Source organism: Bradyrhizobium sp. NP1 (genome assembly GCF_030378205.1).
Classification (GTDB): domain Bacteria; phylum Pseudomonadota; class Alphaproteobacteria; order Rhizobiales; family Xanthobacteraceae; genus Bradyrhizobium.
In genome coordinates this window covers 5,108,292-5,121,226 of record NZ_CP127385.1, presented here as the reverse complement: position 1 = coordinate 5,121,226, position 12,935 = coordinate 5,108,292, and the positions used below count along the sequence as shown (strand labels likewise).

Annotated in this window: 12 protein-coding genes; 7 read left to right on the top strand and 5 right to left on the bottom strand. The window is 66.4% G+C overall.

Features of this window, described 5'->3' with window-relative positions; genetic code table 11:
• Positions 1-36: 36 nt before the first annotated feature.
• Positions 37-1,179, bottom strand: a complete 1,143-nt coding sequence (locus QOU61_RS24805; RefSeq protein ID WP_289653822.1) for an MFS transporter — start codon at positions 1,177-1,179, stop codon at positions 37-39.
• Between the two features lie 171 nt (positions 1,180-1,350).
• Between QOU61_RS24805 and QOU61_RS24800 the strand changes: the two genes are divergently transcribed.
• Together QOU61_RS24800 and QOU61_RS24795 are read left to right on the top strand one after the other, a co-directional pair.
• Positions 1,351-2,319 carry an MBL fold metallo-hydrolase gene (locus QOU61_RS24800; protein ID WP_289653821.1) on the top strand — a complete coding sequence of 323 codons (969 nt, stop codon included), beginning with the start codon at positions 1,351-1,353 and terminating at the stop codon, positions 2,317-2,319.
• A gap of 42 nt (positions 2,320-2,361) precedes the next feature.
• On the top strand, positions 2,362-3,513 hold the full coding sequence (locus QOU61_RS24795) for a zinc-binding dehydrogenase (protein WP_289653820.1): 1,152 nt from the start codon (positions 2,362-2,364) through the stop codon (positions 3,511-3,513).
• A gap of 7 nt (positions 3,514-3,520) precedes the next feature.
• Here QOU61_RS24795 and QOU61_RS24790 read toward each other — a convergent pair whose 3' ends face one another.
• Complete coding sequence (locus QOU61_RS24790) at positions 3,521-3,970, bottom strand: cupin domain-containing protein (protein ID WP_289653819.1); 450 nt, start codon at positions 3,968-3,970, stop codon at positions 3,521-3,523.
• 267 nt (positions 3,971-4,237) lie between these two features.
• Between QOU61_RS24790 and QOU61_RS24785 the strand changes: the two genes are divergently transcribed.
• Complete coding sequence (locus QOU61_RS24785) at positions 4,238-4,705, top strand: ester cyclase (RefSeq protein ID WP_289653818.1); 468 nt, start codon at positions 4,238-4,240, stop codon at positions 4,703-4,705.
• A 215-nt stretch (positions 4,706-4,920) separates the two neighbouring features.
• Here the strand turns inward: QOU61_RS24785 and QOU61_RS24780 are convergent, their stop codons facing one another.
• Positions 4,921-5,475 (bottom strand): PAS domain-containing protein, encoded by a 555-nt coding sequence (locus QOU61_RS24780; RefSeq protein WP_289653817.1) that lies wholly within the window; start codon positions 5,473-5,475, stop codon positions 4,921-4,923.
• A gap of 517 nt (positions 5,476-5,992) precedes the next feature.
• Between QOU61_RS24780 and QOU61_RS24775 the strand changes: the two genes are divergently transcribed.
• Positions 5,993-6,799: a rhomboid family intramembrane serine protease gene (locus tag QOU61_RS24775; RefSeq protein ID WP_289653816.1), complete on the top strand. Its 807-nt coding sequence runs from the start codon at positions 5,993-5,995 to the stop codon at positions 6,797-6,799.
• Positions 6,800-7,002: 203 nt separating this feature from the next.
• Positions 7,003-7,431 (top strand): CBS domain-containing protein, encoded by a 429-nt coding sequence (locus QOU61_RS24770; protein WP_289653815.1) that lies wholly within the window; start codon positions 7,003-7,005, stop codon positions 7,429-7,431.
• Here QOU61_RS24770 and QOU61_RS24765 read toward each other — a convergent pair.
• Entirely contained in the window at positions 7,418-8,470 is a 1,053-nt protein-coding gene (locus QOU61_RS24765) for a patatin-like phospholipase family protein (protein WP_289653814.1), read from the bottom strand. The two genes, QOU61_RS24770 and QOU61_RS24765, sit on opposite strands and share 14 nt — an antisense overlap.
• Positions 8,471-8,764: 294 nt before the next feature.
• On the opposite strand from QOU61_RS24765, the gene QOU61_RS24760 reads away from it, so the two are divergent.
• Together QOU61_RS24760 and QOU61_RS24755 are read left to right on the top strand one after the other, a co-directional pair.
• Positions 8,765-9,832 (top strand): RgsD C-terminal domain-containing protein, encoded by a 1,068-nt coding sequence (locus QOU61_RS24760; RefSeq protein ID WP_289661731.1) that lies wholly within the window; start codon positions 8,765-8,767, stop codon positions 9,830-9,832.
• A gap of 175 nt (positions 9,833-10,007) precedes the next feature.
• Positions 10,008-12,353, top strand: a complete 2,346-nt coding sequence (locus tag QOU61_RS24755; protein WP_289653813.1) for a putative bifunctional diguanylate cyclase/phosphodiesterase — start codon at positions 10,008-10,010, stop codon at positions 12,351-12,353.
• A 1-nt stretch (position 12,354) separates the two neighbouring features.
• On the opposite strand, the gene QOU61_RS24750 is transcribed toward QOU61_RS24755, so the two are convergent.
• Positions 12,355-12,918, bottom strand: a complete 564-nt coding sequence (locus QOU61_RS24750) for a nitroreductase family protein (RefSeq protein ID WP_289653812.1) — start codon at positions 12,916-12,918, stop codon at positions 12,355-12,357.
• Between the last annotated feature and the right edge of the window lie 17 nt (positions 12,919-12,935).

The window sequence follows — 12,935 nt, the reverse complement described above, 5'->3', positions numbered from 1 at the left end:
GGTGGTTATCGGCGCCATGGGAAAGCTAACGTGCGCTTAAGCGACGCGGCGTCGCGCGATGGCGTTGAACAGCACGAGCAGCAGCGGGCAGAGCGCGAGCGCGATCGCGCCGAAATCGAAGGCGGCGGTGGTGCTGCCATAGGCGCCGCCGATCACGGGCCCGAGCATCATCGCCGCATAATAGAGCGTGTAGAACAGCCCCATGCCGACCGCTCGCGTCGCGGGCTGCAGCACGCGCGCCGGCAGGCTCATCATCGGCCCCGCCGGCTGGCCGCTGATCAGCCCAAGCGCGATCACCGATGGCAGCACTGCGCCGGTATGGGCGAACACGAGCATCAGGACGGCGAACAAGAGCGAGCCCCCGACTAGGACCGCCTGCGGGCGCTTCAGGCGGTCGGCGACGAACCCTCCGAGCGGCACACTGAGCACGACCAGCCACAGCACGAGGCTGATGGTCGATCCCGCTGACGCGATCGACCAGCCGCGCTCGACCAGCATGGTGGGCCCGAAGCTGAAGATCGTGGCGAAGCCGACATTCAACAGGCCCCACATCAGGCCGGCGACGGTGACGGCGGCCATCGCCTGGAGGTCGAGCTGGCCGCTCGCCGCGGCCACGGCCGCATGCGCCGCCGGCGGGCGATAGGTCGCCGCGAGTGCAAGGCCGAGCGCGAGCAGCGCGGCGACCACGAGATAGACCGCGTTCACGCCATAGGCGGTGCCGATCCAGGGCAGCGTCAACAGCGACAGCGCAACGCCGGCCGGCCAGGAGTTGACGAAGACCGCCATCGCTGTCGCGATCTCATGGCCCGCGAACCAGTCGGTGATCATCTTGGTGAGCTGCACGTTGAGCAGGACGCCGCCGGCGCCTGCGGTCAACCGCCCTGCGACCTGCCAGCTCCAGGACGCGGTCAGCGCCATCATCAGGCTGCCGATCAGCATCAGGGCGAGTGCGCCGAGCGTTGTGTGCCTGTCGCCCAGTCGCTGGCCGATGGCGCCGCCGGGCAGCGACAGCACCACCCCCGGCATGAAATAGAGGCCGATCAGCACGCCGATATCGGCAAGCCCGACGCCGAAATCGTGGCCGAGGAGCGGCGCGACCGCAGCGACGCTCTGGAACTGGAAGGCCATGGTGAGGCGGACGATGAACAGGATTGTCAGAACGCCCCAGCGGTTGTGCAACGCCTCATCCCCCTCGTATCGCTTGCGGGCGCGCAGCCTGAGCTGGCCGCCGTTTGAATGTCAACCGCGCTGCGGCAATTGGCATCGCTGCCGGCTTCACCTAGGCTTCGGGCTTCGCCGCCGCGTGTGACGGATCAAGAACGACGGGACAAGAGGGTGGGAAGACATTCGATGCGGTTTGGGCTCGCGCTCCTCGCCGCGCTGGCCTGCGCGACGCAGGGGCGCGCTGCCGAGATGCGGGTGACGCTGCTCGGCACGGGCACGCCGACGCCGCGGCTTTCGAGCTTCAGCGCTGCCACACTGGTCGAGGCCGGATCGGAACGACTGGTCTTCGACCTCGGCCGCGGCGCGACCATCCGCCTGTTCCAGAAGAAGATCCCGCTCGGCACGATCACGGCGCATTTCCTCACCCATCTGCACTCCGATCATGTCGTCGGGCTGCCCGACATGTGGCTGACCGGCTGGCTCGGCACGCCCTATGGATCGCGCAAATCGCCGATGGTGATCTATGGGCCGAAGGGCACGGTCGCGATGACGGAGAACCTCACGAAGGCCTTCTCGGAAGACATCCGCATCCGTATCGACGACGAGGATTATCCGCCCGAAGGCGTCGCCTTCGACGCCCATGATATCGAGCCCGGTCTCGTCTACGAGAGGAACGGCGTGAAGGTGACCGCGATCGAGGTCAATCATGGCGAGAAGATCAAGCCGGCGCTGGGCTACGTCGTCGAGTTCGACGGCAAGAAGGTCGTGCTGTCGGGCGACACCAAGCCGGATGCGCGGGTCGAGAAGGCGGCCGAGGGCGCCGATCTCCTGATCCACGAGGTCGCGGTGATCGACCCCGAGCTCGTCAAGACCTATCCGGCCTATCGCGCCATCGAGAACCATCACACCGCGCCCGAGGATGCAGGGCGGATCTTCGCCGAGGCGAAGCCGAAGCTCGCGGTCTATTCGCACATCGTGTTTGCAAGCCTGCCGCCGACGCAGGACGTGCCCGAGGACAGGCTGGTTGCGCGCACGCGGACCACCTATCAGGGGCCGCTCGTCGTCGGCCATGACCTGATGTCGTTCGTGATCGCCGACAAGGTTTTGGCGTTCGGTCCCGGCGGCGAAGCGCTGCAGCCGCTGACCGGGCGATAGCAGCGAGCAACGACAACACCACGACAAGAGACGGGGAAGCTCATGGACCAGATCAGGGTATGCACCCACGCCGGGCCCGGCGCCGAGCCTGTCATCCGCAGCGTGCCGTGGCCGAAAGTCGGGAAGAAGGCGGCGCTGATCAAGATCGGCGCCTGCGGCGTCTGCGGCACCGACCTGCATATCCTCAAGGGTCATTGGCCGAAGCCGCTGCCGTGGCCGTTCACGCTCGGCCACGAGCTCGGCGGCGTCATCGTCGAATGCGGAGCCGAATTCACCGAGGACTTCATGAGCAAGCCGCTTGGCGTGGGCTCGAAGGTGATGATCCCGCCCTTGATGCCCTGCGGACGCTGCTACTACTGCATCCACTATCCGCAGACCGCGAACAAGTGCCTGACGCCGGTCTATTACGGCCGCTATCTCGGCTTCGACAAGGCGCCGCATCTGTGGGGCGGCTGGGCCGAATACGTCTATGTCGATCTCGAGATGCTGCCGGGCACCAAGATCTACAAGCTGCCCGACGACATGCGGCTTCGACTGGGCGCGCTGTCCGAGCCCTTGACCTCCTGCATCCGCGCCTTCAACCGCGCGACGCGGGCCGGCGGCTTCACCTGGGGCGATACCGTGGTGATCCAGGGCTCCGGCCCGATCGGCATCCTTGCGGTTGCCGCCGCGCAGGAGATGGGGGCGTCCCGGGTGATCTGCGTCGGCGCGCCGCAACAGCCGCGGCTGGAGCTCGCGCGGAAATTCGGCGCGGCGGCGACGGTTGATATCGACGAGCTCAGGACGCCGCAGCAGCGCATTGCGCGGGTGCGCGACATCGTCGGCGGCTTTGGCGCCGATCTTGTGATGGATTGCTCGGGCCATCCGAGCGCAGGGCCTGAGGGCATCGAGATGCTGCGCGACGGCGGCACCTATGTCGAGATGGGCCAGTTCACCGATGCCGGCTCGATCGATACCTCCTGGCACCGCATCTGCACCAAGGACCTCAACGTGCTCGGCTCCTGGGGCTTTACCGGCAACGACCTGCCGCTCGGCGTCGACATGCTCTACCGCACGCGCGACAAATATCCGTGGCTCGACATGCAGACGATCTATCCATTCTCGGAAGAGGGGATCGCGCAGGCCGTAGCCGACGCCATGGCGATGAAGACGGTGAAGTCGACCATCGTGCCGTGGCCGGAGCTGGTGGAATAGAAGCGGCTCAGCCCTTGCCGGTGTGGCCCCAGGATGCGTCCCAGTCCTCGCCCGCGGCGTCGACGACGCGGCCGTCGGCCTCGAAGAACTTGTTGGGCACCTGGAAGATCGCGAGCATCAGCCCGCCTTCGGGGCACCAGGCGACGTGGCGGCTCTTCGCCTCGCGCCAGATGAACTCGCCGGCCTTGCAGGCGATGCCCTTGGCGGGGCCTTCCTTGTCGACGAGGGAGCCTTCGAGCACATAGGTCTGCTCGATATGAACGTGCTCATGGTCGGGCAGCACGGCGCCGGGCGCAAAGCGCATCAGGGCCGTCATCAGCCCGCTCTTACGGTCGAACAATAGTGTTTTCGCCTCGCAGCCGGGAAAGCGCGTCTTCTGCCACTCCATCTCGGCGGGACGAACGACGTGGGAATGCGTCTCGGCCGTTTGCTGGCCTTGCGGCGTCGCGGCATCCATCTGGGCCTCCCTGGCTATGATCCTTTGTCGCGATCATAGCAGCGTGTCGCGCGCGCGTCAGCGGCTTGCGTCTCCGAAGCGAGGTCCGGGCCAGCCTGCATCATGCCGTCTTGCTGGCGGCACGTGAGGAGCTTGCAGCCGACAAGCCACCCGATTGCCGAATGACCAGATCGGAAAGCGGGTGGTTGGCGTGGGCGCTCGCGATCTACTCCTCGCATCGAAGCCGCTGCCTTTGCTGAAGCGGCAACGAGCGAATGGAGATGACTGATGTCACAGGACAACAAGAATATCGTAGCGCGATGGTTCAAGGAGTTCTGGGGAAACCCGTGGAATCCGCAGATTGTAAATGAACTCGCCGCACCTGACATCGTGCTGCACTATCCGATGCATGAGCCGAAGAGAGGGCGCGCCGCGGTCACGGAATTCATGGTCGAATTCCGCGACGCCTTTCCCGATCTTGATTTCCGGGGTGTCGGCGATCTCATCGCGGAGGGCGACTACGTCGTGGGGCGATGGGAGGGCGGCGGCACTCACACCGGCCCGGCCTTCAGCGATTTCCGCATGGGCTCGATCCCGGCAGCCTCCGGCCGCAAGATGAAGTTCGCCGGCACAACGGTGCTTCGCCTGGAGCGCGGATGCATCGCCGAGGAGCTGGGACAGGAAGACGCGTTGAGCGCGATGCTTCAGCTCGGCCTTATTCGCACGCCCGAACTGGTTGGACGCTATGCCGGGTGATCCCAAAACGCTGCGGTGAAGGGTCGGGGGATGCGCGACGCGGCTGTCGAGCCGCTAGTGTCCCGATTCCGAAGTTCGCATCATTCTGCGGGCCCCTCATTTGCGAACTTCGTAATCGAAGGACACTAGCAACTTATTGACCTAGTGTGGCTTTGGTTCGGAAGTCCGCATGACGAACGCGCGGCAATAATGATGCGGACTTCTGAACCGCCACACTAGCGCAACCCCTCATAGACCATGAAGCCGCGGGCGATCGCGAGCTTGCGGATCACGCGGGGCACGAAGGTCTCCGGCGGATGCAGATAGCGCCAGGAGGTCAGCGTGAGATCGCGGATCGGTGCCGGCGCGCTGTCGAACGGCGCGAGCAGTCCGGTCAGGCTCACCGGCGAATGGGCGCGGGCGACAAACGGCAGCAGCAGCAGCTCGAGATGCGCCGGTGAGCCGTCCGCAGTGAGGGCAGTGACGCCGGCGACTGCCGGCAGCACGTCCTCGACCACGCCGCCGACGAGGTCCTCGACGTCGCGGCAGCTTTCCCCGGCGAAAAGCCCGGCAAAGCCTTCATTCTTCAGGTCGCGGCCGAGCAGGGCGGAAACCCGCGTGCCGGCAACGCGGAATGGAAAACCGGCCTGCGTGTCGTAGGCCAGCACGAAGATGTCGCCGAGCAGCTCGCGCAGCGCGGCTGGCTCGATATCGGCGCGGTCGGGGGCGCGCGCGGTGCCGCGCTTGCGGTCCCAATAGCCGAAGAACTCCTGGTTGGACGGATGTTTCATCGGCCAGAACCCACGCCCCGCATGCCCGGTTGAGACAGTTGTGTCCCGCTTTTGCGCATGCCCGTTTCCCTTTCCTGTTGTGCAGGAGGGGCTGTGCAGCGTCCATGCCGAAGCGGCTTTCGGCGCGCGCTGGCCACGTCTTTGCGTCGTTAAGGTTAAGTTAACTATGGGCTTGGCGCGCCATGCGACCCTGCTAGGGTCGGCTCACCGAATTCCTCGCACGGTGAACACGCCGGCGAGGTGGTACACGGCGGTCAAACGGAGATCGGCGTTCGCGCGGGGAGGGGTGGGGTTGCACCTCGCGCGAAACGCCGAACGAGCAAGGGAGGGCTTTCTCAGAGCCCTCCCTTTTTGTTTTTGGCGTCTCGTGCCGCAGCGCATCCGGGACCGGGAAGCTTGCCGCACCGCGTCCGGAACACGCAAAGCGTGCAGGACACGGGAGATTGTCCCATTGTGCACTTGCACAGGCGAGGCAAAGCCGCCTATCAGGGCTTATCGCCCGCTCAAGCCGCCGCTCATGGAATACGCTCCCGAATCACCGCCGCCCGGATCAGAAGTTCCCGCCGAGCGCGTGCGCGAGCCGATCCTGACGCTGCCGCCGGCGCTGACGGCCTATGTGGTCCTGATCGCGCTGATCCACCTGCGGGTGCTGCTGTCCCCGGAATGGGAGAACTGGACCATCGACGTCTTCGGCTTCATCCCGAAGCGCTATGATCCGACGCTGCTCGATTACACCTTTCCCGGCGGCGCGGGTGCCAAGGCCTGGACCTTCGTCACCTATTCGCTGCTGCACGCCAATCTCACCCACATCGTGTTCAACGTGCTGTGGCTGTTGCCGTTCGGCAGCGCGCTGGCGCGCCGTTTCGGCGCCGTCAGGTTCTTCGTCTTCATGGCGGTGACGGCTGCGGCGGGCGCGCTGGCCCATCTCATCACCCACGAGCATGCGGTGGCGCCGATGATCGGGGCCTCGGCCTCGGTCTCGGGCACGATGGCGGCCGCCATGCGTTTCGCGTTCGTGCAGGGCAGCTTCCTGTCCTTCGGCCGGGGCGATGCCGACACGGCGGCCAGGGTGCCGGCGCTGTCGCTGTCGCAGGCGCTGCGCAACCGCCGCGTGCTGTCCTTTCTCGCGATCTGGTTCGGCGTCAACATCGTGTTCGGCGTCTGGTCGCTCGAACTCGGGATGGACGGCGCGAGCGTCGCCTGGCAGGCGCATATCGGCGGCTTCTTCGCCGGCCTGCTGCTGTTCTCGTTGTTCGATCCGGTGCCGCGCGCGCCGGCCGACGCAGTCGAAGCGCCGCCGCCTGGCACACCAGATCAGGTGTGATGCAGGCGCTTGCGGCGCCGCCCGATTTCATCCATCATCGAACTCAGCACGATGCAAGAGACAGGCTGGCTGACCAGCCGAATAAAGCTGCGCCCGCCAGCGGCGCCTGAAACGAAACCGGCGCGAAACTGTTGATGCTGACCCGGCAACGATCGGGTCGAGCCTGCTCGGGTGGGCGCGCGAACGGATTCAGGGAGGCGACAATGACGGTGCGTGCAATTCTTGATTCCAAGGGTCATCAGGTTCTGAATGTCGGGCCGGACGATAAGCTCGCCGCGGCCATCAAGATTCTCGGCGAGAAGAGGATCGGCGCCGTGGTGGTGATGAAGGAGGGCCGGATCGACGGCATCCTCTCCGAGCGCGACATCGTGCGCGTCCTGAGCGAACGCGGTGCCGGCGTGCTCGAAGAGCCCGTCAGCGCGGTGATGACGCGCAAGGTCGTGAGTTGCCGGGAAAAGGATACCGTCGCGGGCATCATGGAAATGATGACGCTCGGCAAGTTCCGTCATCTGCCGGTGGTGGAGGACGGACGGGTGGTCGGGCTGATCTCGATCGGCGATATCGTCAAGCACCGCGTCCAGGAATATGAGCGCGAGCAGGAAGCGCTGCGCGAATATATCAAGACCGCCTGACCTCGTCCTTCTTCACCTTGTCGGCGCCATCGGCCGGCGGCGCCAGGATGCCGATGGCCTCCTGGATCGATTCCATAGCGCGCTCGGCGGCGCGCGCGCCATGCGCGATCACTTCGTCGGCGCGGTGGAAGTCGAACCAGCCGATCTCGCCGACGCGCGGCGAGATCAGATAGTCCGGCGGATCACCGGCGAGCCGCGCGCGGGTGATGCGGTCCTGCATAATGTTGAAGGCGTCGACCATGACGGTGGAGATGCCGGGCCGTCCGCCACCGCCGAAGAACTCGCGCTTCACCGTGCGTTCGGCGGAGAAGAACCGGCCGAGCCCGCGCTTGGGCGGGGAGGGGTCCATCACCTCGGAGGCGGCTGCGACCGCGGCGTCGCCGGTCGCCCCGTACGAATAGATCGTGGTGGAGTGGGCAAACACATCGCTCGAGACGTTGGCTGCGATCACGATCTCGGCGCCCATGGCGCGCGCCGCCGACACCGGCACCGGATTGACCAGCGCGCCGTCGACCAGCCAGCGGTCGCCGACCATGACCGGCGAGAAGATGCCGGGCAGCGCGTAGGAAGCGCGCATCGCATCGACGATGCGGCCGTGGGTCAGCCAGATCTCGTGGCCGGTGCGCACTTCGGTCGCAACCGTGGCGAATTTCACCGGCAGATCCTCGATCAGGCTGTCGCCCATCGCCGACTCCAGTTCGGCGGCGAGCTTGGTGCCGCCGATCAGCCCGGAGCCGTTGAGGCGGATGTCGAGATAGCCCAGCACATTGCGCGGCTGCAGGCCGCGCGCCCAGCTCTCCAGCCGGTCGAGATGGCCGGTCGCATAGGCGCCGCCCACCACCGCGCCGATCGAGGTGCCGACCACGACATTCGGCATGATGCCGTGGGCGACCAGCGTGCGGACGATCCCGATATGGGCGAAGCCGCGCGCCGCGCCGCCGCCGAGCGCAAGCCCGATCACCGGCCGGCGAATGCTGCCGAGGCCGACCTTGTCGCCGCCGCGTCCGTTCTGGCTTCGTCCGATCAAATTGTCGAGCATCGTAATCTCACCGAAATTTCTGGATCTTCCCAGAAGCGAGAAAATCCTCCGCGCCAACGGCTTAGGCGCATTCCCGCAAGCCTCAGATTATGCGCGGAGGCCGCGCTGCGCCACCGCGTCCAACAGGCATGGTTTATGCCATTTTGGCCGGGCTTGGAGAGGCGTGGGTAGGCGTGCATTGTGACCGCGGCGGGGCCATCGCCGACCTCCACGGCATGACCCCAGTTCCAAAACCCGGTGTTCACCGGGCCGCTGAGGCTTGAATTTGCCGCGTTTTCGGTGAAAAGCATGACGATGAGATCAGGGGGTGACGGCATCAACCGATTCCGCCGCGCAGGCGCGCCATGGCTTGCGCTGGCTTCCGTGCTGCTCCTTGCTCCCGTCAGCGCGGCGCAGGCGCAGCTGTTCAGCGACCGCCCGCCGCCGATACCTCCGGCCGCCGTGCCCGATCCGCCGTCGGGGCCAGCGCTCAATCTCGCTCCGCCCACGGGACCCGCGTCCAACCTGCCGCCGCCGCTGACCCAGTCGCCGCTGCCGTCACCAGCGGCGCCGGCGATGGTGAGCGTGCCGCCGCAGCCGACGACGCCGCCGGGTGCGGCACCCGGACAGGCGGTGCTGTCGCTGTCGGCGCGCTACGGCAAGGACCTGCCGGCGATCAATGCCGGGCTGGTGTGGCGCATCTTCCCCGACCGTCCCGACGACAACGGCACGTTCAAGCTGATCCGCGAGGACCGCAGCGCCAATCCCAATGTCGTGCTGCCGCCCGGCAACTACGTGGTCCATGTCGCGCTTGGCCTCGTCAGCACCGTGCGCGCGGTGAGCCTGAAGGCCGAGACCGACCGCGAGTCCTTCATCCTGCCGGCGGGAGGCCTGCGCATCGAGGGCCGCGTCGGCACCAGCAAGATTCCGCAGAACCAGATTTCGTTCGCGATCTACAAGGGCAGCCAGTTCGAGACCGCCGAGCGCGCCTCGCTGGTACCGAACGTCGCCGCCGGCGACGTCGTGTTGCTGCCGGAAGGCACCTATTACATCATCTCCAATTACGGCGACGCCAATTCCGTGGTGCGTTCCGACATCCGCGTGCAGGCGAGCAAGCTGACCGACGTCACCATCACCCATCGCGCCGCTGTCATCACGCTGAAGCTGGTCAGCGATCGGGGCGGCGAGGCGCTCGCCAACACCGCCTGGTCGGTGATCACGCCCGGCGGCGACGTGATCAAGGAATCGATCGGCGCCTTCCCGAAGGTCGTGCTGTCGGAAGGCGAATATCGCGCCATCGCCAAGAACGAAGGCAAGGTGTTCGAGCGGCCGTTCAACGTCGTCAACGGCGTCGACGGCGAAGTCGAGGTGATCGCGCGCTGAGGGCTCTCGCGCGCCGCGCGCCGGCTGTCATAGTCTCTAACGGCCACTAACCATCGCGTGACTTAAAACTGTCATAATCGGCCATGGGCCGGGCGAAGCTTGCTTTTTTTACATCGCATTAAGCGGCGGCGCATTGGATGCCGCGTGAGGGGCAGAAAGCTCGCGTGGGGACGTCATGGTTGCTGCCAGCAGCAAATCGCCGGGAAAGCTCAACACCGAAATGTTCGAAGACGTGCCAGTGCTGCGCCGGAAATGGCAGGCGGCGCTCAAGCCCGGCGAGACGCTTCCGCGCTACGAGGACGTGATGCTGGGCAGCCTCGGCAAGCTCGCCGACCACATCCTGTTGCTCAAGAACGCCGACGCCGGCTTCGAGGTGACGCGCACCGGCCGCTATGTCCAGAAATGGCTCGATGACGAGCGCTGGGACGTGCCGTTGTGCGCCTTGCCGCCGGACTGCGCGACCGCGCTCGGCGAAGCGGCGGGCAACGCGCTCGCCAACGGCCGTCCCTACCTCGCCGCCGCCCACTGCGTGCGCGACGGCATGGTGCGCACCTATGACGTGCTGGCGCTGCCGACCTGGTCGCGCTGGGGCGGCACGCTGATCGGCACCTATGTCAACGAGCGCGCCGGCCAGTACAATTTGCTCGATGCGATCTTCTCGACCACCGAGGACGGCGTGCTGTCTCTCGCGGCGATCCGCAGCGCTGAAGGAAGCATTGCCGATTTCCAGATCGTGCATCTCAACCAGGGCGCGGCGCGGCTGCTCAGGCGCCCGTCGAGCGAACTACTGTGGCGTCGCCTGAGCGAGGGCGGCAATCTCCTGTCGCTGACGGTGTCCGACGTCACGCCGATCAAGCGGCGCGAGGAATCGTTCCGCCTGCTGTTCGACAACAACCCGATGCCGATGTGGGTGTTCGACACCGAAACCACCGGCTTCCTCGGCGTCAACGACGCCGCCGTCCAGCACTATGGCTACAGCCGCGCGCAATTCCTGTCGATGAAGCTGCGCGAGATCTGGCCGCAGGACGAATGGGCCTCGCACAGCCGCGCGCTCAAGGAGATCGGCGAGGCCTACCATTCCAGCCGCACCTGGCGGCACCTGAAGGCCGATGGCAGCGAGATCGAGGTCCTGACCTTCGGACGGCGCGTCGGCTTCGAGGGCCGCGACGGCTATTTGGTCGCGGTCGCCGACATCACCGAGCGGCGCCGCGCCGAGGCGCGCATCGCCTACATGGCGCATCACGACGGCCTGACCAATCTGCCGAACCGCGAATTTTTCCAGGAACGGCTGCGCGAGGCGCTGGCGGACCCGAAGGCCGGACGCGTCGCCGTGCTCTGCATCGACCTCGACCTGTTCAAGAACGTCAATGATTCCTTCGGCCACCCGATAGGCGACCGTCTCCTGAAACTGGTGGCCGAGCGGCTGCGCGGCGAGATCCGCGGCAGCAACCTTGCCGCGCGGCTCGGCGGCGACGAGTTCGCGGTCATCATCGCCGCGGGCGCCTCGCCCAACGAGGCGAGCGCCGGTGCGGTGCGGCTGATCAAGCTGTTGAGCGCGCCCTACGACATCGACGGCATGGAAGTGGTGATCGGCGCCTCGATCGGGGTCGCGCTGTCGCCCGGCGACGGCGCGAGCGGCGAGGAACTGATGCGCAACGCCGACATGGCGCTGTACCGCGCCAAGGAAGAGGGCGGCGGCATACACCACTTCTTCGAGAAGGAGATGGACCTCCAGGCGCAGCGGCGCCGCGACATGGAACTCGACCTGCGCCGCGCGCTCGCCAATGGCGAGTTCGAGCTGCATTACCAGCCGCTGGTCGATATCTCCGCCGACCGCATCTCGGGCTTCGAGTCGCTGTTGCGCTGGCGGCATCCGGACAAGGGCATGATCTCGCCCGCCGAGTTCATCCCGGTCGCCGAGGACATCGGGCTGATCGCCCCGCTCGGCGAATGGGTGCTGCGGGAAGCCTGCAACGAGGCGGTGAAATGGCCCGACGACGTCAAGGTCGCGGTCAACCTGTCGCCGGTGCAGTTCCGCGGCCGCAACCTGGTGCAGGTGGTGATCTCGGCGCTGGCGCAGTCCGGGCTGTCGCCGAAGCGGCTCGAGCTTGAAATCACCGAGTCGATCTTCCTCGCCGACAGCGAGGCCAACCTCGCGATCCTGCATCAGCTCCGCGAGCTCGGCGTGCGGATTTCGATGGATGATTTCGGCACCGGCTATTCCAGCCTGAGCTATATCCGCAGCTTCCCGTTCGACAAGATCAAGATCGACCGCTCCTTCGTGAAGGATCTTTCGCAGCGGCCGGATTGCGTGGCGATCGTGCGGGCGATCTCCGGGCTTGGCCGCAGCCTCAACATCACCACCACAGCGGAAGGGGTGGAGACGATCGATCAGTTCGACTGGCTACGCGCCGAAGGCTGCAACGAGGTGCAGGGCTTCCTGTTCAGCGCGGCGCGGCCGGCGCAGGAGATCGCGGAGCTATTGGCCCGCTTCGGCCACCGTGCCTCGAAGGCGGCGTGAGCTAGAACCGCGTGACGATATCCGACAGGTTCGGCCGCGGGCGGTCCTCGTTCGGCTTCGTGGTCTTGCCGATGTGAATGAAGCCGGCGAGCTTCTCGTCGCCCTTGAGCCCAAGGCCTTCGAGCACGTCGCGGTCGAAGGCGAACCAGCCGGTCAGCCAGCAGGCTCCGTAGCCGAGCGCGGTGGCAGCCGTGACGATGTTCATCGCGCTCGCGCCGGCCGACAATTCCTGCTCCCACGGCGGCACCTTGGGATGCGGCCTGGTGGAGCTCACCACGCCGATCACCAGCGGCGCGTCGGTAAGCCGCTTCTTCTCGACCTCGATCTCGGCTGCGGTCGCCTGCGGATTCTTGCGGGCGAACACGGCAGCGATGACGTCGCCGGCGCGCTCGCGCGCCTCGCCCTCGAAGATGATGAAGCGCCAGGGCGCGAGCTTGCCGTGATCGGGCACGCGCGCGCCGATGGTGAGGATGGTCTCGAGCTCGGCCGCCGACGGACCGGGGCCGGTCATCTCGCGCGGCTTGGCCGAGCGGCGGGTCTTCAACAGTTCAAGGGCGTCGGGCACGTCGGTTCTTTCTCGTC